The following is a 19,557-nucleotide window of genomic DNA, read 5'->3' on the forward strand; positions in this document are numbered from 1 at the left end:
CCCCGCAGGGCGGCGAAGGACCGGTCTATCCCAATATGTGAGATGCAATGACTGAGATTGCGCAAGGCGCCTGGACGGTCCGCGCCGCCAGAGCCCTCTCGCCACCCACATTCATCGCATCTGTGCAATATGGTATTTCTCCCGACTGTTGGGCTATCGGGTTGTCTTATATCCACACCGGTAGAGCGCGCCGCTGCAGCAGCGCATGGCCCTCATGACAAGAGCGCAGATTCCATTCATCTGACGCTGATATCATATCTATTTTCCCCGGCATGCCAGTCCGCTTTCAGCCCCAAATCGGTCACTCCTTCTCGGCCGCAGTCGACGCTTCCTCATTTCGACAAGCGGTGGCGGGGTCCACCTATGTGGTCCAGAGCAAAGGACGCTTGGGCGGCGCTTCAATCCATTTTTTCGGGGATTAGACGTATCGGATTTCCATTACATGCTGCGACGTTGATTGCCGTTGATATCTGATGAAGCGGTCCACGCGCGATGAGCGCCTCTGGCCGAGGGACTTTTCCGGGACCCGAATCGATAAAGGCGGCCCACTCGTGTTCCGAGTGGAGCATCGCCATGAACGATGTCGCGACAACCGCTTCGCCGCACGCGGCGCATCGAAGAATGTACGAGCCACCGTGGACGACTGACTCGGTTTTGTCTAATCCGCACGACATGCAGGTCAACGTATCACCCATTGCGCTATCCCAATCTCCACTGGCTCGAAGACGTTTCGACAACAGAATCCGACATTCATTTCAAGAAGATCTACGACGAAATCCCACAATGATGTTAGGACCGATATTGGGTGGACTTCCGACTGGGGCGTCCTGGCAACCAGCCCGCTCCTTCCTTTTTGATACGCCGCCGCGCAGGGGCATACTTATCAAGAGCTTAGTCAAATCAACTTGGCCCCCGATGGTCCGATTCTGTTCAAGAGCATTAGTCATTCCAATTGCTCTCGAGCGAAATTGATTAAGCTTTCAACGTGGCCAGCCACGGCAAGGCGTGTTTGCTCCACATCGCCGCGTTCCAATGTTTCAATTATGAGCAGATGCTCTGTCGAATCTGGTTTGAGCCGATCTTTCAGTCGATCGATCTCGAACAGGCGCGTGGTGGCGCGCAGTTCCCGCAAGACTTTCGCCATCACCGCGTTGGCGCAGTGATCAATGATGAGATTGTGCAGATTGTCGTCCGATACCCAATGGGCGTCCGTGTGATAGGCGGTGGCGCCGAGAAGGTCGTTGATTTCATGCCGGACAGCGATCAGTTGCCGCCGTGGGATGTTGGGGATCGCCAACACGGCAGCCTCAGGCTCGATCAGGAGTCTCAGCCGTAGGCTCTGCAGATATTCACCGATATCGACGCGGCGAACAACATAGTTGCGGCCGTCTCCCTTGCGCACCGAGCCTTCGCCTTCCAGCCGTTGCAGGGCTTCGCGCAAGGGAGTCCGGGAAATACCCAAGGCCTCGGCCAGCTTCGCCTCGACGATGACCTGGCCGCCTTTGAGCCGGCGGTGGCGGATCATGTCAGACACTGCCTTATATGCAAGCGAGGCGAGATTGTGCTGCCCGCCGGTCGAAATGCCGTTCTGCATGGTTGGAATGTCGCTCACCTTTTCCTCGCTCTGCGTATGGTCGGCACCGTTGGCAACGGCCGGCTTCCCTTGGCGCAATTGGTGTTACATATGGTAGCTGAACTTAGGAAGAAGCAAAAAGGGGAGTCATGGACGACCGGATAAACGACGCGGCCGAGGAAAGCTTGGCTGAGGAAACCTATCGGCTGCTTCTGGCGGAAATCCTCTCGGCGCGGCTTGCAGGCGGATCGGTGGTGCAGCAAAGGCGGCTGGCAAGTCAATATGCGGTATCCCGCTCGCCGATGCGCCATGCGCTTGGTCGTCTCGAAGGCGAGGGGCTTCTTGTCCGCAACGACAAGGGCGTCCTGTGCGTGCGTGTCATTACCTTGAAGGATTATCTCGATAGCCTTGCGATGCGCATGTTGCTGGAACCGAGTGCGGCGGCAGCGGCGGCGGCGCGTATGGCTCCGACGACATTGCATTCGCTGGAAGCGATGCTCGACGCGATCGAAGCCGATGACGAGCCGGAGCCGGAATTTGTCTGGCAATTCGACGATAACTTGCACATGTCGATTGCCGATGTGAGTGGCAATGGTTTTATGGCTGCCACCATCGGTGAAATGCGTCGCTATACCACGATTTTCGAGCGGCAGATGGCTGTCGTCCGGGCCAAGCCGGGCGTTGCCGAGCATCGCGGCATTCTCGCGGCCTTGGCGGGGAACGATCCGGAGGCCGCGCGTCAAGCGATGATGCGTCATCTCGAGGCGGTTCGCCAAGGCGTTCTTACAAATTTCTAACGGCAATCGAGTCATCTCTTGCATCGATGGGAAAGATTTGTATAAAAGTGGGATACCAGATGAATGCAAGTGTCTGGGCACAACAAAAAATAACTCCAGAGGTCAGCATGTTTCGATTTTCAATGTCACGCGGCCTGCTCGCCGCTTCGTTTCTATCCTTGACGACATCGGTCGCTCTCGCTCAATCCTGCACGCCGAAGGTCGCGGCAGGTGATCTGATTACCCCCGGCAAACTCGTCATGTCGACGAACCCGACCTTGCCACCCCTGCAATTCGTCGATTCCAGCGGCGACCTGAAAGGCATGCGCATCGAACTCGGCACCGAGATCGCCAAACGCCTCTGCCTTGAGCCCGAATATATTCGCATCGAGTTTTCGGCCATGGTGCCGGGCCTGCAATCCGGCCGCTGGGACATGATCGATACCGGCATCTTTTTTACCGAAGAACGCGCCAAGATCATGCAGATGATCCCTTACGAAGATCAGGCGATCAGTGTTTCCGTCGCGCCGGGTTACGACAAGAAGATCACTGGCAAGGACGATTTGGCCGGCATGACGATTGGCGTCGAAATCGGCGGCTTCGAGGAGACCAAGACGCGTCTGCTCGATAAGGAGTTGCGCGATGCCGGCAAGCCGGGTCTGACGATCCTGACCTTTGACAATTTCGCGCTCGCGTATCAGGCGCTTCGCGCCGGCCAGGTTCAAGGTGTGGTCTCGATCGACGCCGTCGCCAAGGACTACGATGCGCGCGGCGACTTCAAACGCGCCCTGAGCGGCCTCTATCCCGCCCCCGTCGCCGTTGCCTTCAAGAGCCCCAAGCTTGCCGATGCCGTTTCGACGACCCTTCAGGAGATGAAGGCCGATGGTTCGCTAAAGACGCTGTTTGACAAGTATGGCTTGCCAATGGTGACGGGCGACTATTCCGTGAAGGGACCCGGCCGCTGATTGGACTGATCGGTCCATCGGAAGGGCTGCGCGCGGCCTGGCCGCGCGCTTCGGAAGGAAGGTTACGTTCATGCAGCTTTGGAGCTGGTCGGGTTTCTTCGGATATCTCTTCAACCCCTTCATTCTCGGGGGTGTACTCACTACTATATGGTTGACGGTCGTCTCGCTGAGTGCCGGCCTGATCCTCGGATTTGCCCTGGCATTGATGCGGCGTTCCAAGGCGCGTTTGGTTCCGCTTATTGCCAAGGCCTATATCTGGCTTTTCCGCGGCACGCCCTTGCTTGTCCAACTGATCGCCATCTACACGGCATTGCCACAGTTCGGCATCCGATTTTCGGTTGTCGAGGCCGCGCTGATCGGGCTCGCGCTCAACGAGGCGGCATATCTGGCCGAGATCATTCGTGCCGGCATCGAAGCCGTCCCCGAAGGGCAGGCGAGAGCCGCGCGCGCGCTCGGCATGACCGAGCGCCAGATCATGCGTCATATCGTCATGCCGCAGGCGTTCAAGGTGATCATTCCGCCGCTCGGAAATTCGGTCAATGGCCTGCTGAAGACGACATCGGTGACCTCGGTCATCTCCATGGAAGAACTTCTGCGCCGCACCCAGGTCCTTATCCAGGAGCGCTTCATGGTGCTGGAGCTCTTCTCGGTGGCGGCCATCTACTATCTCCTTTTGACCACGCTCTGGGACTTTTTCCAGCGCCACATCGAGAAACGCTTCGGTCAGGCAGACTCCCGGCTGTCCATGACGGAAAAGCGCTAAAAGCAGGATAATCGACATGACCAAGAAATTTCGCGGTGTCTATACCGTGATGATCACGCCGCTAGACGAGCATGGCGCGGTGGATCTGAAGGCGCTCACCGCTTTCACCGATTGGCAGGTTCGCCAAGGCATCCACGGGTTGATACCGCTGGGGTCGACGGGAGAGTTTCTCTCGCTCAGCGAGGACGAACGCGATGGCGTTGCACGCACCGTGGTCGAAACTGTGGCCGGCCGTGTGCCAGTCCTGATCGGCGCCGGCGCGGAAGATACGCGGGAATGTGTTCGTCTCAGCCGCAAGGCGGAAGCGATAGGTGCCGACGGCGTCATGATTATCCCGCCGTTTTATTCGACCCCGACCGACGATGAACTGGTACACCACTATCGCACCGTCGCATCATCCATCTCCATTCCCATCATGGTCTACAACAATCCCGCAACGGCCAATGTCGACCTGAAGCCGGAGTTGGTCGAACGGATCGCTGAAATCGATGGTTGTGACTATATCAAGGAGTCGACGCTGGAGGTGACGCGCGTGCGTGATATCATCCGGCTCGCAGGCGACAATATGACGGTTTTTGGCGGCATTCTAGGCTTCGAATCCTTCGTTATGGGCGCGCAGGGCTGGGTGGCGGTCGCTTCTAACGTCGCTCCAGGACCGATGGCGCGTATTTTCGAATTGGTGGCCGACGAGAAGAGGATCGATGAGGCCCGTGCGCTCTATCTCCATTGGCTGCCGATCATTCAAGCCGTCGGCGGTCAGGCCTATGTCGCCGGTTCGAAATCGTTGTTGCGGCATATGGGTTTTGGCGCCGGTGCTCCGCGGCCGCCGCGTCTGCCTCTCTCCGCCGAACAGGATGCGGCCATGAAAAAACTGGTTCAGGATTTCAGCCTGAAATTCGACGCCTGAGGATGTCGTCTTTGTCGCCCGCTCCTCGACCCATGGCTGAAACGGCCATTGAATTCTTTGTCGATGGCCGTTCTCTTCATGCCGAGCGCGGAATGACGATCGCCGCCGCGATCGAGGCCGGCGGCCATCACGGATTTTCGCGCGGTTTGAAGGGTGAGCCGCGCGGGCTTTTCTGCGGCATGGGCGCTTGTCAGGATTGTCTCGTGACGGTCGACGGTAAAACCAGCCAACGCGCCTGCATGACGACCGTCGAGGCCGGCATGCAGGTCCACAAGCCATCCTCGCGTCCGGCTATCGCGTCGAGAGACATTGCAGATCTCTGTAACGTCCCCGGGTCGATCGCGACCATCGAGATGGATTTGCTGGTCATTGGCGCCGGCCCAGCCGGTCTTGCGGCTGCAGAAGCGGCTGCAAGCGCCGGTGCCAAGGTCACGGTTGTCGATGAACGCAAGATTGCAGGCGGCCAGTACTATAAGCAGCCTGCGACATCGACGGCCGCGGCGCAGCTGGAACGCGATGCCCAGGCCCGCGAGGGACTGGGCCTGATCCGAAGTGCCGGCGAGGCCGGAGCGACCCTGATCGGCGAAACGGTCGTCTGGGGCGCTGAAAACGGTGAAGGCGGCACCGTCATTGCCTGCCACAACCCGTCGGGTGCATTCTACTGCAGGCCTCGAATGATCGTGATTGCAACCGGTGCCTATGAACGGCCATACGCGGTGCCGGGCTGGACGCGTGCGGGCGTCATGACCACGGGGGCGGCGCAGACCCTCCTTAGAAGCTACGGCACAGTACCCCGCGGCAGGATTCTGATTGCCGGCAACGGACCTCTTAATATCCAGGTCGCCAACGAGATCCGTAGGGCGGGCGGCACGGTAGTCGCGCTGGTCGAAGCCGCAGCGTCGCCATGGTCGAAGCCGCTCGAAGCCTTGAATTTGCTGAAGCTTCACGGCGGTCTTGCCGTTTACGGCGCCCGGCAGCTTGCGACTTTGCAGACAGCCAGTATCCCAATCTACTGGGAAAGCAGGATTGCCTCGGTTGATGGACCCGCCGGCGTCCACTCCGTCATCATATCCGGCCCGAAAGGTGACAGAAAACTGGATGCCGATAGTGTCCTGATTGGTGGCGGCTTTGCTTCCTCGAACGAACTTGCGCGGCTGCTCGGCTGCGGTCACGCAGTCGCCGATGGCGAGCTTGCAGTTGCGAGCGCCGATGATGGCGAGACGACGCGTTCACATATTCATGTCATCGGCGAGGCTGCACGTTTCGGCGGTGCTCATATCGCCAGGGCGCAAGGCCGGCTGGCCGGGCTCGCTATTGTGCGCAAGCTGGGTCTCGGCGGCACGCCCGATTGTGAAACCGAGCGCAGGCTTGCCCGCCATCGTGCCTTCCAGGCTGCTCTGTGGAAGGTTTTCGAGCCGGCAACCGTCGATCGAGGCGAGACGCTTGCCGACGGGACGATCATCTGTCGCTGCGAAGGTGTAACGGGCGGCACCCTAAAGGCGATCATTGCAAGAGGCGCGGCGGATATCGCCACGTTGAAACGACTTTCGCGCGCTGGCATGGGACGCTGCCAGAGCCGTTACTGTGGTCATATGCTGGCTAATTTTGCACGCGAAGAGCGCAACGCGGGAGAGATGCAGGGTTTTCTAGCGCCACAAATGCCGCTACGGCCCATTCCCCTGGCAGCCCTCGCCGTCGAAAAGCCCGAATGGGGAGGACACAAGCGCGCAATGCTGCCCGAGAGGCAGCCGTTGCAATCGGCTGAGCCCTTGCCGTTCCGTGAAACGTCGACATTGGTGATCGGGGCGGGGATCGCCGGCCTGTCGACGGCGCTTTTTCTGGCACGCGAAGGCGAGGACGTCGCAGTTGTCGAACGCGCCTTTGCCAATTCGCTTGCCTCCGGCGGCAATGCCGGCAGCCTGCATGCACAGCTTCTATCCTTCGACCATGGCGCACGCGCGGAAGGCGGTGGCGGGCCGGCGGCGCAAACCCTGCCTCTGCAGCGGGATTCCATCGCACTTTGGGCTGCCTTGCAGCAGGAGCTTGGCCGCGATTTCGAGATGAAGGTAACCGGCGGCCTGATGGTCGCCGAGACCGAGGCGCACATGGGTTTTCTCGCCGAAAAAGTTGCTGTCGAGCAGCGCGCCGGCATTGATTGCCGGCTGATCGGTCGCGAGGAGTTGCGTAGCTTGGAGCCGGGATTGTCGCCGACCTTCTTCGGCGCTGCCTATTGCCCGCAGGAGGGCAAGATCAATCCGCTCGTTGCGACCCAGCATATCCTTGAGGCCGCGCGCGCAAGGGGAGCCCGCATCATCGAGAAATGCGAGGTTGTCGCCATCGCCGCGGCGTCGTCCGGCTTCGAGGTGCGGACATCGCGCGGCATCATCAGGGCGAAACGCATCGTCAATGCGGCCGGCGCCTTTTCTTCGCGCATCGGTGCCATGCTCGGGCTCGACATTCCCGTGTTCGGCGCGCCGCTGCAGATGGTCGTCACAGAGGTGGCTGCCCCGCTGATAACCTGCCTCGTCGCTCATGCCGATCGCCATCTGACATTGAAGCAGGCGGCCAACGGCAACTTCATCATTGGCGGCGGCTGGACTGCCGGCCTCGATCCGGTACACCAGCATCCTCGACCATTGCTGTCGAGCCTCGAAGGCAATCTTTGGGTGGCCCAGCATGTGGTTCCGGCGCTGCGCAAGCTGCATGTCATCCGCAGCTGGGCGGCGATGAACATCAATATCGATGGTGCGCCGATCCTCGGCGAACATCCGCAGCAGCCCGGCTTCTTCAGCGCCGTGACCTCCAATGGCTATACGCTCGGTCCGCTTGTCGGCCAGCTTACCGCGCAGCTCATCTCGGGCCGGGAGACCGGGCGGGCGCTGCAACCTTTTTCCATCACTCGTTTTACGAAAGGCCGCTCATGATCGAGATTAATGGCGTTTCCAAATTCTACGGCACCTACCAGGTTCTGAAGAACTGCAGCGTCAAGGTTGAGCGCGGCGAGATCGTCGTCGTCTGTGGACCGTCCGGTTCGGGCAAGTCGACCTTGATCAAATGCGTCAACGGTCTGGAACCCTTTCAGGAAGGCTCCATCCAGGTCCACGGGATAGAGGTGGGCGATCCGAAAACGGATCTGCCGAATTTGCGCACGCGCGTCGGTATGGTCTTCCAGAATTTCGAGCTTTTTGCCCATCTCAGCATCCTCAACAACATCATGCTGGCCCAGAAGATCGTGCTCGGGCGCAGTTCCGCCATGGCAGAAACCAAAGCCATGCAACTGCTTGATCGTGTTGGCCTGACCGACCACGCCAGGAAGTTTCCAAGCCAGCTTTCCGGCGGCCAGCAACAGCGCGTGGCCATTGCCCGCGCTCTCGCCATGGACCCTCTTGCCATGCTGTTTGACGAGCCGACGTCAGCGCTTGATCCGGAAATGGTGTCCGAGGTGCTTGATGTCATGACTGGCCTGGCGAGAGACGGAATGACCATGATGGTGGTGACGCATGAGATGGGTTTTGCCCGCCGCGTAGCCACACGCGTTATCTTTATCGACCAAGGGGAGGTCGTTGAAGATCGGCCCAGTGAGGAGTTCTTCGCCGGCACACACAATCCGAGGACGGAAGCCTTTCTCGGCAAGATTCTTCGGCATTGATGGAAGCTCGGACCGCTGCATGAAATGCACAAATGCCCAGGCGGCGGATAAATCAAAATTTCAGACAACGACAAAAGAGAGAGTGGAATGAAACTGAGAATTACCGCCGGTCCCTTCGAATTCGATGCCGTGCTGGAAACGGCGAAAGCACCAAAGACCTGCGAGGCGTTTCTGAAGGAGATGCCCTTCGAAGGCAAGATCGTTCATGTGCGCTGGTCGGGCGAGGGCGTCTGGATTCCGCTCGGCGAACGCGATTTCGGCGTCCCTTACGAAAACCATACCAGCCACCCAGCTCCCGGCCAAATTATCCTTTATCCGGGCGGCATCAGTGAAACGGAAATCCTGCTTGCCTATGGCGGTGTCGATTTCTCGTCAAAGATGGGACAGCTCGCCGGAAACCACTTCATCACGCTTGTATCGAACGTGGACGCGCTCCCTGAATTGGGCCGCTTAGTGTTATGGGAAGGTGCCCAGAATATCATGTTTGAGCAGGCTTCCGCGTAGTTTGAAGCTGACCGCCATGGTTGTGATGCTACGGATAGTATCAATCAGCATCGGTGCGTGATCCAAGATCACGCACCGATGCCCGTGATGTTGATGCCAAGATGACGATCCCCTCGCGCTGAAGAGTTGGCCTAGAAATTATTCGCAGGCTTCGCGTTAGTTGGCCCGTAATGCTCAGCGTTTGTCGATCGATGGGCTGAATACCATTAGGCTCAGGATCTCGAAGAGGACTTGAGCTCCTGCATGTGCTGTGTTGGTCGTTGCATCATATTGCGGCGCAACCTCGACGACGTCACCGCCCACGATGTTTATGCCTTTCAACCCGCGGATCAGCTCAAGAACTTCGCGCGTCGTCAATCCGCCGACCTCGGGCGTACCCGTGCCGGGCGCAAAGCTTGGATCGAGACTATCGATGTCGAAGGAGAGATAGGTCGGGCTGTCGCCGACGATGGATTTGGCCTTGGCGATGACGGCCCCGATCCCCATTCCGCTGAGGTCTTCCGCATGGATCACGGTCATTCCCGACGCATAGGAGAATTCCCACAAATATTCCGCCGAGCCACGGATGCCGATCTGGATTGTCCTTGTCGGATCGAGCACGCCATCCAGCACGGCGTTGCGAAACGGTCCTCCATGATGAAATTTCGTCTGATCGAAAGCCCCGCTGGTGTCGCAGTGCGCATCGATATGGATGAGACCCACCGGCTCCCTCCGGCCGACTGCCTTCAAGATCGGATGGCTGATGGAGTGGTCTCCCCCGACCGAGAGCGGCGCGACGCCGGCATCGACAATCTGGCCGATACGTTTTTCGATGTCGTCGTGACTGAGCTCCAGCCGGTAGCGGCTCTGGAACGGCACGTCGCCAATGTCGGCGACCCGAAGATCGAAGACCGGCGCCGTTCCCAGAACGTGGTTGTAGGGGCCGATCCTTTCGATGGCGCGAAGGGCACGTGGTCCGAAGCGGGAGCCCGGGCGATTGGTGACGCCAAGATCCATCGGTATTCCCGTGATCGCGACCTGAAGATTACCGAAGTCCGGCTCGTCGGCTGCGACCTGCATATAAGGCGCGCTGAGGAAAGTCGGAATTCCGGCATATGGCGCTAGTCTCGTGCCATTCTTCGAGATGATTTTCTCCGCCACCTTGCGAAACTTCTCGTCGAATATTTCGCCGCCATTGGCGTCTGAAAATTCCGCGCGCAGCTGTTCGAGCCGCATCTTGTCCCACACCATGTGCATGCGTCTCCACTTGAGGTCCGTCTCGCCCAACAAAGAGGTTGAGAAAGCAATTGGTATCGTTGTAGCAATCGGTATCAAAGAGAAATCGATATGACCGCTGCAAAATCCAACTCGCTCGTTGCCCGCCTTTCGGCTCCACCCATCCCTTCTGTCGTTGCCTGGGGCCGCGAATACAAGGGACTGAAGGGGCCGCTCATTGATCTGTCGCAGGCCGTACCCGGCTACCCCGCGCATTCGGAAATGCTGCGTCTCCTTGGTGAGGCGGCCGGACAACACGCGATGACGGGATACGGTCCGATCGAGGGCGAACCTTTGCTGCGACAGGCCTATGCCGCACATGTCGCAGAACTTTATGGGGCTGACATATCCGCCGGCAATATCCATATTACGGCCGGCTGCAATCAGGCATTCATGTGTACGGCGATTGCCCTTGCTGGCGCGGGCGATACCGTCGCACTCACCAATCCGTTCTATTTCAATCACGACACGACGCTGTCGATGCTGGGGATCGGGCGACGACTGGTCGACTGCGATCCCGTCGCCGGCTTTCTTCCCGATCTCGGTTCAGCCGAGGCCGCGCTTGCCGCCGGCGCGAAGATGCTTGCCGTGGTTACGCCCAACAATCCTACCGGAGCCGTCTATCCGCCTGGCCTGCTTCGCGCGCTTTTCATGCTGTGCCGGAAATATCGCTCCTGGCTGGTCGTTGATGAAACCTATCGCGATTTCCTCGCCGAAGATTACGGCCGGCCGCACTCACTGCTGTCGGAGCCGGGTTGGGAGGATACGCTCGTTCTTCTCTATAGCTTCTCGAAATCCTTCTGTATTCCTGGCCATCGGCTGGGTGCCGTCACAGCGGGGCCTAAGCTCATTGCAGAGATCGCCAAGGTTATGGACAATATGCAGATCTGCGCCCCGCGTTCGGCTCAGATCGCCGTTGCATCGGCTCTGCCGGTGCTTGCCGATTGGCGGGCTGGCAACCGGCTGGAGATCGCCCGCCGTGCCGATGCTTTGAGAGCGGCTTTTTCCGGGTTGGCGGGCTGGGAGATCGCAGCGATCGGCGCTTATTTCGCCTTTGTTCGCCATCCTCTGGTGGATCGATCGTCGTCCGCGGTTGCCGAAGAACTTGCCAGAGAGCGCGGTGTTGTCTGCATTCCCGGAGCATATTTCGGGGAAGGGCAGGAGCGGTATCTCAGACTTGCCTTTGCCAATGCCGATGTCGCCTCGATCGGCTTATTGCCGGATCGGCTCCGCTAGGCAGCGCTGATCAGCAGCCGCCGGAAGGTCATGATAGCCGCCTTGCCAGTAGAGAAGCGGCCCGACGTTCTGCCGGACTTCCATCGCACAGATATGCCCGATCAGAATGGCGTGGGAGTGATGATGGAAAGCGGTTTCGAGCTTGCAATCGAGGACAGCCAGAGCCTTTTCAAGGGCGGCCGAGCCTGTCTTGAGGCGATACCACCCGGCACCATCATAGCGATCGACACCCTTGCGTCCGCCAATGCCGGCGAAGGATTGCGCCACGTCCCGCTGGTCGGCCGCAAGCACGTTGACGCAGAAGCAACCATACCGCTGTAACGCCGGCCAGGAGGAGGAGGTCCGGTTGACGCTGACGATCAGCGAAGGCCGCTCCGCCGAAAATGAGGAAACCGACGTTGCCGTGAAGCCGGTACGGTCCTGTCCGTCACCGACGGTTATGACGCTGACCGCGCCGGCCAGATGGCGCATGGATAGCCTGAATTCCGCGTCGCTGATCAGAGTCTCGTCAGCCATCGGACTGGCCCTCACGTCTTGGCAAAGCGATTTACCGGCGTTGAAATGCCGAGGTTTTCGCGCAGGGTCTTGCCCTCATATTCCTTGCGGAACAGGCCGCGGCGGCGAAGCTCCGGCAAGACGAGCCGCACGAAATCGTCGAGACTGGACGGCAAGGTCGGAAACATCAGGATAAAGCCGTCGGCGGCACGCGTCTCGAACCACTCCTCCATGTAGTCGGCGATCTGGGCCGGTGTGCCTGTTATGCCGTTGCCGGTGTGCTTCTCGGCATAGTGCCGGATCAGCTCGCCGACTGTGTGGCCGCTCTTGACGAAATCGACCAGCTCGTCGAACAGGGCGCGTGATCCCTTTGGCGCCGCCGGTAGCCGGTCCATCGGAAAAGGCTCGTCGAGCGCCACGCCACGCAGGTCCGCCTCCAGGAACTCGGAGAGCATCAACCGCCCGACATCGGGATGCATCTTGTCGATGAGATAGTCGACTTTTGCCTTTGCTTCGGCCTCGGTTTCACCGACGTTGACAACAATGCCCGGCATGATTTTCAGATCATCCCGATCGCGGCCATAGGCCGCCATTCGGCTTTTGACATTGTCGTAGAAGGACCGGTTCCGCTCGATGTTCGATGCGAGGCTGAAGACGATCTCGGCCGTGCGTGCCGCCATGTCCATTCCGGGTTCGGAACCGCCTGCCTGGGCGATGACAGGACGGCCCTGCGGCGTGCGCGCGATATTGAGCGGGCCGCGAACCTGAAAGTGCTTGCCCTTGTGGTTGAGCGTGTGGTGCTTGTCCTTGTCATAGTAGATGCCGGATTCACGGTCGAGAAGGAGTGCGCCTTCCTCGAAGCTGTCCCAAAGGCCGAACACGACGTCGACAAACTCGTTGCCACGCTCGTAGCGCAGCGCGTGCGGATCAAGCCCCTCGCGATTGAAATTATAGCCGGTTTCGTCATGGTCCGACGTGACGACATTCCAGCAGACGCGGCCCTTGCTCAAATGGTCGATCGAGGAAAACAGACGAGCGACATTGTATGGCTCATAATAGCTCGTCGAGACCGTTGCCACGAGACCGAGATCGTTGGTCGTGACGGCCAGTGCAGAGAGCAACGACAGCGGCTCGAAGCGGTTCATCTTTGTGGGAATGCGGGCAAGCGCACTCGGATCGCCGACGGCAGCTGCCGGAGAATCGGCCATGAACATGAAATCGAATTTCGCCGCCTCGGATCGTTTGGCGACATCCAGCAGATGCGCGAAGTCGTTGGCGCCGTTGACATCGCTTGCCGGATGCAGCCAGGAGGCTGGATGAAAGCCGAACGTATAGACGAAAGTTCCAAGTTTCATCTTGTCGGTCCGTGCCATCGAACTCTCCCGTCATGTCGGTCACGCCGTTCCCTTGAAGGCGAATGCGTAAATTATCGCCAGGCGCAAAATTTCATCAATATCGTGCGGCTGGGTTCCGTTTTAGTTTTTCTAAAGTGTCGGCTTCGGCGCCGACGCCTGAGCTTGCTGGCGGGAAATGGCGAGAAGCCAATCACGGAACTTGTGTCCATGGGGCTTTTGCAGGGCTGCCCTATCCCAGGCGAGAAAATAGCTTTCGCGCAAGGCAATGCGGATGTCGACGGGAATGACCAGCGTTTGGGCCTCAAGCTCATCGGCGATCATCGACATTTGTGCAAGAACGACGCCGCGCTTGTTGACGGCCGCGTCAATTGCGCTGCTCGACAGAGTGAAGGAGAGGCCGGCGGCGCTGTCCGCAAGGGCGGCGCCACTCTTCGCGGCAAACTCAAGCCAGCTCGGATAGGGCGTGAAATGCCGCTCCCATTCGACGTGCAGGAGTGGATATTCCAGAAGCCGCGCGGGCGAGGGCATCTCGCCCTTGATCAATGCCGGCGAGCAGGCCGGAACCACCCAATCGCGGAACAGCTCCGTATAATGTTCATGCTGCAGTACATCCGACCCGTAGCTGATACGGAAATCGATGTCGTCGAAGCCCATGCGCGGCTCCTTGTCACGGCCGACGATCCTGACATGCGCGTTGGGATGAAGGGCCTGCCAGTCGAAGATCCGGCGACCGATCCATTTGTTGACGACGGAGGACAGGGCGCTGAGTACAAGGGCATTCTCGTTGCGCGCTCGTTCCAGGATTTGTTCCGCGGCTGCGAATTGCTCGAATCCTTTCGATATTTCCAGATGATAGAGCCGTCCCCATTGGGTGAGTTCCACCGTGCGACCATTGCGCTCGAGCAACGTCACGCCGAGAAAGCTTTCGATCTTCCGGATCTGCTGACTGATGGCTCCGGGCGAAACCTTCAGCTCCAACGCCGCGGCGTTCACGCTGCCACAACGGCCGACGGCTTCGAAGGCCTGCAAGCCCTTGAGCGGAACTGCCCTGTTGATCCGTTTCTCGTTCAAGAGGCGCTTCCTTGCGGCGGTTGATCGATGGTCCTGCTTTCATTGGGATGAAAGTCCCCGGCGAACTGGAAACGGTCGCCGGGATGGACGAACTCGACATAGGTGACCGTGCGGCTGCTATGCCATGTCTGGCGGATAAGCTTCAGGCAGGCTTCGCCACGCTCGGTTTCAAGCAGGCGTGCCGTCGTGGCATCGGCCGAGACGGCACGAATGACATGCCGGGCCTTTGACCAGGGTACCATGTCCAGCAACCATTTGCCGGGGGGTACCGATGCGAAGCTCTCAGTTCTTGCGGACGGCACCAGGTCCAGCATGATGATGCGCCGCTCCAGCGCATTCGCCTTGCCGTCGACCGCATGCAGGCAGTGGAGCCGAAGGATTTCGGCTCCCATGGCTTCGCCAAGCCGCATCGCGGTGGCGGAATCGAGCCTCTCGACTTTCCGCATCAGCATCGTGTGGCTGTGTTTATGCCCTGCCAACTCCGCTTCCGTGGAAATGTCCTGGATGTCCATGACCGTGCGGTCGATCTGCCGCGAGGCGACGAAGGAACCGAGCTTGCGGCGACGGATGATCATGCCACGCTCGGCCAGGGTCGAAAGCGCCTTGTTCACGGTCATCCGGGAGCATTGATACTCTTTCAGCAACTCGTGCTCGACGGGTATCCGATGACCGGGCGGCCAGATGCCGCTCATGATCCTGCTTTCGATATCCTTGAGAATTCTCTGATGAATTGGAACCAACGCTCATCTTGCTCCAGCAATGAATTCAGTGTCCGTGGGCGCCGTGTCCGCCAGATTCATCGGCATCACTCGGCATAAATCTTGCGTCTGTTGTGTTTTGTGTTTGACAGTGTAGGCCAGTCTGTATCTATTTGTATAGACAAAAGCGGATCATAGAAATCCGCCTAGACGGGACTATGCCTGGGGAACCTGAACCTTCCAAAGGAAGGGTACAAAACTGGAGAGAAAACATGAGGAAGAATTCGCTTCTGAAGGGGCTGGTTGGCGCAGCACTTTTGTTCGGTGCAACGATTTCGGCCCATGCGGCTGATACGCTTGCCGCCGTCAAGGCAGCGGGCACGCTAAAGGTCGGCACCGAGACGGCTTTCGCCCCGTTCGATTTCATCGACGCAGGCAAACATGTCGGCTTGAACGTTGATCTCTTCGATGAGATCGGCAAGGAGCTGGGCGTGAAGATCGAATGGGTCACGCTGCCATGGGACGGCGTTTTCCCGGCACTTGAAGCCGGCAAATTCGACGTCGTTGCCGGGCCGGCGACGATCACCAAGAAACGCATGGAGCGCTATCGCTTCACGCCGCCCCTGGCCGAAGCGACCATCGCGATCCTGAAAAAGGCGGGTGATAAGACGATCAACAAGCCGGAAGACATCGCTGGCAAGAAGATCGGCGTCGGCAAGGCAACCGCGCAGCTCGATCAGCTCAAGGAGTTTTCTGACACTCTGCCGACCAAGGCCGATATCCGCGAATATCCGGCCTTTACGGAATCTTATGCGGATCTCGCGGCCGGCCGTATCGCCGGCGTCGCCAACTCGCTGCCGAATATTGCCTTTGTCGCCAAACAGCGTGAAGGCACGTTCGAAGTCGTGCTGCCGCCCTTCGGCAAGAAGTCCTATTTCGGCTTTATCGGCTTGAAGGATGCCGATCACGCACCTTTGATGGACGCCATCGATGCCGCCATGTTGAAGATCAAGGCTGACGGCCGCATGGCGACGCTGCAGAAAAAATGGTTCGGCGCGAGCTTCGACACGCCTGACGCCGTCAAGGACCCGGCATTCTGATCAAACTTAGGAAATCGGCCGTGCCACACCGTTGTCCTGGCATGGCCGAAGACCGAGATCGCAGCTTCCTGGTCACCACACGGGCGAAAACTCAACAATGTCCATCGAGCTCTTCGGGTTGCTTCTGCAGGCATCGATCTACACCGTGACGATCAGCCTTGTGTCGATCTTTATCGGCTTTGCGATTGCGATCCTTGTTTCGGGAATGTTGCTGACGAGGCGCAGCCTTTTCGTGCGACCTGCCCAGATTTTCATCAGCTTTTTTCGCGGCGTGCCGCTGCTGGTGCAATTGCTGCTGATCTATAATCTGCTTCCAGCAGTTGGCATCAACGTGCCGAGCATCGTCGCCGCGATCATCGGCCTGTCGCTCTGCACGGCCGCATATCAGGCAGAGAACCTGCGTGGCGGCTTTGCCAGCGTGCCACTCGGCCTGGTCGAGTCAGCTGAGATGGTTGGCCTGACGCCGCGCCAGATCTTCCGCCGCATCAAGGTTCCAATTGCCCTGCGCCTGACATTTCCGGCTCTTGTCAACGAGGCGATCCTTATTCTGAAGGCATCGTCGCTGGTCTCCGTTGTCGGCATCGTCGAACTCACCCGCATGGCCCAGGATCTTGCTGGCAGCACCTTTCTGCCGCTGCAGATCTTCGCCTCGGCCGGCCTCATCTATCTTGTGATCAATTGGGTGGTGACGCTTGCCGGCGGCCTGATCGAAAGCAGATTGCCCGGAGTACCGCGATGACCTTCGACATCAACGTCCTGATCGGGCAGTGGCCTGCGATCCTCAGCGGCGCCGGCGTAACGATCATGATCTGGGTTCTCGGCACCATTGCCGCGGCTGTCATCGGCTTCCTGATGGCGGTCGCCCGGCAATATGGCGGCATGGTGGTCGACAAGGTGCTTGGTGCCATCGTGGCGGTACTGCGCGGCACGCCGTTTCTCATCCAGATCTTCCTCGTCTACTATGGTGGCCCTTTCATCGGCCTCGAGCTCGATCCTTTGCCCGCCGGATTGATGGGTATTTCGATCTATGGTGCCGCCTATTTCAGCGAAATCTTCCGTTCCGGATTTCAGGCCGTGCCGAAGGGCCATATCGAGGCTGGCGAATGCGTTGGCCTGACGCGGGGGCAGATCATCAGGCGCATTCTGTTGCCCGAGATGACGATGCTCGTGCTGCCGCCCTCCGTGAACATGGTTGTCATCCTGATGAAGGAGACGGCGGTGTTGTCGATCATCACCGTGCCGGAGCTGACGGCGACCTTGAGCGCGATCGGATCGCAGCAATATGCCTTCGTCGAGGCGCTTTCGGCCCTGGCGCTCTTCTACTGGGTGCTCGTCGAAGTCACCGGCTGGCTTGGCAACCTTGCCGAAACGAAACTTTCCAGATTCAGGTTTTTCAACGCATGAGCGTCCCCGCTATCGCAGTCAGGAATCTCGTCAAGACGTTCGGAGAGACCACGGTCCTTCATGGCATCGATCTTGCCATCGAGCCGGGGCAGGTCTCCTGTCTCATCGGCCCATCCGGCTCCGGCAAAAGCACGCTTTTGCGATGCATGGCCTTCCTTGAAGAGGCGACTCGCGGGATGATCTCCATCAACGGCGAGGTCCTTGGCTTTGCCGAGGATTCTCAAGGACGCCGTGAACGTATTTCGGCGGCTACCAATCGTTCGATCCGCGCCCAGATCGGTATGGTGTTCCAGCAATTCAATCTTTGGCCGCATATGACCGCACTCGGCAATGTGAGCGAGGCGTTGAAGACGGTTCACAAGATGAGCCGAAAGCAGGCAGAAGATGCGGCCATGGTGCAACTTGTCAAAGTCGGGCTCGAAGCAAGGGCAGGGCACTATCCCTCGCAGCTTTCAGGCGGACAGCAGCAACGCGTGGCGATCGCCCGTGCCCTAGCATTGAAGCCGAAGATCATGTTGTTCGATGAGCCGACCTCATCGCTCGATCCGGAGCTGACGGGCGAAGTCCTGAACGTCATGCGTGATCTGGCGACCGAGGGTATGACCATGGTCGTTGTCTCGCATGAAATCGGTTTCGCTGCGACCGTCGGTCAGCAGATCATCTTTCTCGATCACGGCAAGGTACTGTTTAGCGGACCGCCTCAAGAGGTTTTCAAGAAGCCGAGAAATCCGCGTCTGGAGCAGTTCCTCGATACCTATCTCGACCGTGGTGCGTCGATGCTGCTTTAACAATGCGGGAGTGGTAAAAACGTGGGGGTAAGGATCTTCAGGTAATCGAATGCATTTTGGAAAGGTACTCGTTGACCGCGCAATTGAAGATGATCATCTCCGTCGAGCTCGTAGGAGTGGACGGCGTTCGACAGCGTCGCGAAATTGCCAACGTTCAGCGAAGTGTCGATGAGGCTCGTCTCGACGATTTCGGCCCTTCTTTGCAAGAAGCCAAAGAAATTCAGCAGCGTCTGCAGAAGGAGCTGACGCAGTTTCAGGCGGATCAGGCCATCCGGCGTGATCGGAACTGCCGGCACTGCCATATTCCCCGCCAGATACACGATTACAGATCCCGTACGATCCATTCGCTCTTCGGCCCTTGTCGTGTGCGCGTGCCAGGTGGAGGCGTTGCGAATGCGGATCGAATGCAAGATCGGGCACCGATCGCGTCGCGACCCTATTGAATGGAAGAGCAACACCGGAATTGGAGCGAATTCAGGCAGAACTTGGCTCCCGTCTGTCCTTTCGAGAAGCAGCTCGTGTGCTTGATATCTTTTTGCCGACGGGAAGAGCCCATAATCACCGGACTCTCAGTAACCGTCTGGCCAAGGTTGCCAATCAGGTCGAAAAGTGGGACGTCGCGAGCCTCTATCGTCTCGTCGTTCCGGCACGTCTCCCGTTTCCGTTTTCGTCGATGGCGCCTATATTGGCGCGGTTCCCGGCTATCAAAGCCGGCATTTCGGGATCGCGATGGGACGCGTTGTTGCGCAAGGCCGAGCACCGCGTCAGTTTGCCGGTGCGCCGAATATCGCTACCGGCAAACATGATATCGTTCGCGCGGCAATGCGCGCGCAAGGATGGCTGCCCGGCCGAGACGTCAGTGTTTTCAGCGACGGAGACGTTGGCTTGCAAAGCATCGTCGTCAGCGCAACGCGCCAGCCGTTGCGCACGGCCGTCTCAAACAGGCAAAGCTTAATCTTGCAGTGTGACCCCCATGTTTTTCCCGCTCCCGGCATTCGGCCGCTCCAACAGTCACGTCC

Annotated in this window: 19 protein-coding genes and 1 pseudogene; 13 read left to right on the top strand and 7 right to left on the bottom strand. The window is 59.0% G+C overall.

What is annotated here, in order from left to right; translation table 11 throughout:
* Window positions 1-398: 398 nt before the first annotated feature.
* The gene (locus ACIQWP_RS29685) at window positions 399-695 is read right to left on the bottom strand and encodes a hypothetical protein (RefSeq protein WP_402795519.1); all 297 of its coding nucleotides are present in this window, start codon (window positions 693-695) and stop codon (window positions 399-401) included.
* Window positions 696-943: 248 nt separating this feature from the next.
* Window positions 944-1,594, bottom strand: coding sequence for a GntR family transcriptional regulator (locus ACIQWP_RS29690; protein WP_402795626.1), 651 nt, complete (start codon window positions 1,592-1,594; stop codon window positions 944-946).
* Between the two features lie 128 nt (window positions 1,595-1,722).
* Between ACIQWP_RS29690 and ACIQWP_RS29695 the strand changes: the two genes are divergently transcribed.
* The 7 genes from ACIQWP_RS29695 (at window position 1,723) to ACIQWP_RS29725 (ending at window position 9,137) form a co-directional block, all read left to right on the top strand.
* Window positions 1,723-2,370: a GntR family transcriptional regulator gene (locus tag ACIQWP_RS29695; protein WP_402795521.1), complete on the top strand. Its 648-nt coding sequence runs from the start codon at window positions 1,723-1,725 to the stop codon at window positions 2,368-2,370.
* Between the two features lie 107 nt (window positions 2,371-2,477).
* Entirely contained in the window at window positions 2,478-3,314 is an 837-nt protein-coding gene (locus ACIQWP_RS29700; protein WP_402795523.1) for an ABC transporter substrate-binding protein, read from the top strand.
* Window positions 3,315-3,384: 70 nt separating this feature from the next.
* Window positions 3,385-4,077, top strand: coding sequence for an amino acid ABC transporter permease (locus tag ACIQWP_RS29705; RefSeq protein WP_402795526.1), 693 nt, complete (start codon window positions 3,385-3,387; stop codon window positions 4,075-4,077).
* A 16-nt stretch (window positions 4,078-4,093) separates the two neighbouring features.
* A complete protein-coding gene (gene dapA, locus ACIQWP_RS29710) occupies window positions 4,094-4,984 on the top strand; it encodes a 4-hydroxy-tetrahydrodipicolinate synthase (RefSeq protein ID WP_402795529.1) in 891 nt (296 codons plus the stop codon).
* Window positions 4,985-4,986: 2 nt separating this feature from the next.
* Window positions 4,987-7,908: an FAD-dependent oxidoreductase gene (locus tag ACIQWP_RS29715; protein WP_402795532.1), complete on the top strand. Its 2,922-nt coding sequence runs from the start codon at window positions 4,987-4,989 to the stop codon at window positions 7,906-7,908.
* Window positions 7,905-8,633, top strand: coding sequence for an amino acid ABC transporter ATP-binding protein (locus ACIQWP_RS29720; RefSeq protein WP_402795534.1), 729 nt, complete (start codon window positions 7,905-7,907; stop codon window positions 8,631-8,633). The genes ACIQWP_RS29715 and ACIQWP_RS29720 overlap by 4 nt, the downstream gene beginning before the upstream one ends.
* An 87-nt stretch (window positions 8,634-8,720) precedes the next feature.
* The gene (locus ACIQWP_RS29725) at window positions 8,721-9,137 is read left to right on the top strand and encodes a DUF3830 family protein (RefSeq protein WP_402795538.1); all 417 of its coding nucleotides are present in this window, start codon (window positions 8,721-8,723) and stop codon (window positions 9,135-9,137) included.
* Between the two features lie 174 nt (window positions 9,138-9,311).
* On the opposite strand, the gene speB is transcribed toward ACIQWP_RS29725, so the two are convergent.
* Window positions 9,312-10,367 carry an agmatinase gene (gene speB / locus ACIQWP_RS29730; RefSeq protein WP_402795539.1) on the bottom strand — a complete coding sequence of 352 codons (1,056 nt, stop codon included), beginning with the start codon at window positions 10,365-10,367 and terminating at the stop codon, window positions 9,312-9,314.
* A gap of 96 nt (window positions 10,368-10,463) precedes the next feature.
* On the opposite strand from speB, the gene ACIQWP_RS29735 reads away from it, so the two are divergent.
* On the top strand, window positions 10,464-11,627 hold the full coding sequence (locus tag ACIQWP_RS29735) for an aminotransferase (RefSeq protein ID WP_402795542.1): 1,164 nt from the start codon (window positions 10,464-10,466) through the stop codon (window positions 11,625-11,627).
* Here ACIQWP_RS29735 and ACIQWP_RS29740 read toward each other — a convergent pair.
* From ACIQWP_RS29740 to ACIQWP_RS29755, 4 genes are all read right to left on the bottom strand, one after another.
* Window positions 11,604-12,143, bottom strand: a complete 540-nt coding sequence (locus ACIQWP_RS29740) for a flavin reductase family protein (protein ID WP_402795545.1) — start codon at window positions 12,141-12,143, stop codon at window positions 11,604-11,606. The two genes, ACIQWP_RS29735 and ACIQWP_RS29740, sit on opposite strands and share 24 nt — an antisense overlap.
* An 11-nt stretch (window positions 12,144-12,154) precedes the next feature.
* Window positions 12,155-13,495, bottom strand: coding sequence for an LLM class flavin-dependent oxidoreductase (locus ACIQWP_RS29745; RefSeq protein ID WP_402795546.1), 1,341 nt, complete (start codon window positions 13,493-13,495; stop codon window positions 12,155-12,157).
* A 111-nt stretch (window positions 13,496-13,606) separates the two neighbouring features.
* Window positions 13,607-14,548: a LysR family transcriptional regulator gene (locus tag ACIQWP_RS29750; protein WP_402795549.1), complete on the bottom strand. Its 942-nt coding sequence runs from the start codon at window positions 14,546-14,548 to the stop codon at window positions 13,607-13,609.
* On the bottom strand, window positions 14,545-15,288 hold the full coding sequence (locus ACIQWP_RS29755; protein ID WP_402795551.1) for a UTRA domain-containing protein: 744 nt from the start codon (window positions 15,286-15,288) through the stop codon (window positions 14,545-14,547). The genes ACIQWP_RS29750 and ACIQWP_RS29755 overlap by 4 nt, the downstream gene beginning before the upstream one ends.
* A gap of 230 nt (window positions 15,289-15,518) precedes the next feature.
* Between ACIQWP_RS29755 and ACIQWP_RS29760 the strand changes: the two genes are divergently transcribed.
* From ACIQWP_RS29760 to ACIQWP_RS29780, 5 genes and pseudogenes are all read left to right on the top strand, one after another.
* Window positions 15,519-16,346, top strand: a complete 828-nt coding sequence (locus tag ACIQWP_RS29760) for a transporter substrate-binding domain-containing protein (RefSeq protein ID WP_069614156.1) — start codon at window positions 15,519-15,521, stop codon at window positions 16,344-16,346.
* Window positions 16,347-16,443: 97 nt separating this feature from the next.
* Window positions 16,444-17,085 carry an amino acid ABC transporter permease gene (locus tag ACIQWP_RS29765; protein ID WP_402795555.1) on the top strand — a complete coding sequence of 214 codons (642 nt, stop codon included), beginning with the start codon at window positions 16,444-16,446 and terminating at the stop codon, window positions 17,083-17,085.
* Window positions 17,082-17,750, top strand: a complete 669-nt coding sequence (locus ACIQWP_RS29770) for an amino acid ABC transporter permease (protein WP_402795558.1) — start codon at window positions 17,082-17,084, stop codon at window positions 17,748-17,750. Before ACIQWP_RS29765 ends, ACIQWP_RS29770 begins: the two co-directional genes overlap by 4 nt.
* The gene (locus ACIQWP_RS29775) at window positions 17,747-18,538 is read left to right on the top strand and encodes an amino acid ABC transporter ATP-binding protein (RefSeq protein ID WP_402795561.1); all 792 of its coding nucleotides are present in this window, start codon (window positions 17,747-17,749) and stop codon (window positions 18,536-18,538) included. The genes ACIQWP_RS29770 and ACIQWP_RS29775 overlap by 4 nt, the downstream gene beginning before the upstream one ends.
* Before the next feature lie 71 nt (window positions 18,539-18,609).
* Window positions 18,610-19,462 (top strand): annotated as a pseudogene (locus ACIQWP_RS29780) (ISKra4 family transposase); the annotation flags it as partial.
* Window positions 19,463-19,557: the final 95 nt, after the last annotated feature.

The sequence above is a fragment of the Rhizobium sp. NPDC090279 genome (assembly GCF_044769665.1).
Taxonomy (GTDB): Bacteria; Pseudomonadota; Alphaproteobacteria; order Rhizobiales; family Rhizobiaceae; genus Rhizobium.

What these genes read in the sequence shown, in the direction of transcription:
- ACIQWP_RS29700 (WP_402795523.1), top strand. Translation starts at nt 2,478, where the DNA reads ATGTTTCGATTTTCAATGTCACGCGGCCTGCTCGCCGCTTCGTTTCTA.
- ACIQWP_RS29765 (WP_402795555.1), top strand. Translation starts at nt 16,444, where the DNA reads ATGTCCATCGAGCTCTTCGGGTTGCTTCTGCAGGCATCGATCTACACC.
- ACIQWP_RS29705 (WP_402795526.1), top strand. Translation starts at nt 3,385, where the DNA reads ATGCAGCTTTGGAGCTGGTCGGGTTTCTTCGGATATCTCTTCAACCCC.
- dapA (WP_402795529.1), top strand. Translation starts at nt 4,094, where the DNA reads ATGACCAAGAAATTTCGCGGTGTCTATACCGTGATGATCACGCCGCTA.
- ACIQWP_RS29685 (WP_402795519.1), bottom strand. Translation starts at nt 695, where the DNA reads ATGGGTGATACGTTGACCTGCATGTCGTGCGGATTAGACAAAACCGAG.
- ACIQWP_RS29735 (WP_402795542.1), top strand. Translation starts at nt 10,464, where the DNA reads ATGACCGCTGCAAAATCCAACTCGCTCGTTGCCCGCCTTTCGGCTCCA.
- ACIQWP_RS29760 (WP_069614156.1), top strand. Translation starts at nt 15,519, where the DNA reads ATGAGGAAGAATTCGCTTCTGAAGGGGCTGGTTGGCGCAGCACTTTTG.
- ACIQWP_RS29720 (WP_402795534.1), top strand. Translation starts at nt 7,905, where the DNA reads ATGATCGAGATTAATGGCGTTTCCAAATTCTACGGCACCTACCAGGTT.
- ACIQWP_RS29775 (WP_402795561.1), top strand. Translation starts at nt 17,747, where the DNA reads ATGAGCGTCCCCGCTATCGCAGTCAGGAATCTCGTCAAGACGTTCGGA.
- ACIQWP_RS29715 (WP_402795532.1), top strand. Translation starts at nt 4,987, where the DNA reads ATGTCGTCTTTGTCGCCCGCTCCTCGACCCATGGCTGAAACGGCCATT.
- ACIQWP_RS29690 (WP_402795626.1), bottom strand. Translation starts at nt 1,594, where the DNA reads ATGCAGAACGGCATTTCGACCGGCGGGCAGCACAATCTCGCCTCGCTT.
- ACIQWP_RS29725 (WP_402795538.1), top strand. Translation starts at nt 8,721, where the DNA reads ATGAAACTGAGAATTACCGCCGGTCCCTTCGAATTCGATGCCGTGCTG.
- ACIQWP_RS29770 (WP_402795558.1), top strand. Translation starts at nt 17,082, where the DNA reads ATGACCTTCGACATCAACGTCCTGATCGGGCAGTGGCCTGCGATCCTC.
- speB (WP_402795539.1), bottom strand. Translation starts at nt 10,367, where the DNA reads ATGGTGTGGGACAAGATGCGGCTCGAACAGCTGCGCGCGGAATTTTCA.
- ACIQWP_RS29740 (WP_402795545.1), bottom strand. Translation starts at nt 12,143, where the DNA reads ATGGCTGACGAGACTCTGATCAGCGACGCGGAATTCAGGCTATCCATG.
- ACIQWP_RS29745 (WP_402795546.1), bottom strand. Translation starts at nt 13,495, where the DNA reads ATGGCACGGACCGACAAGATGAAACTTGGAACTTTCGTCTATACGTTC.
- ACIQWP_RS29695 (WP_402795521.1), top strand. Translation starts at nt 1,723, where the DNA reads ATGGACGACCGGATAAACGACGCGGCCGAGGAAAGCTTGGCTGAGGAA.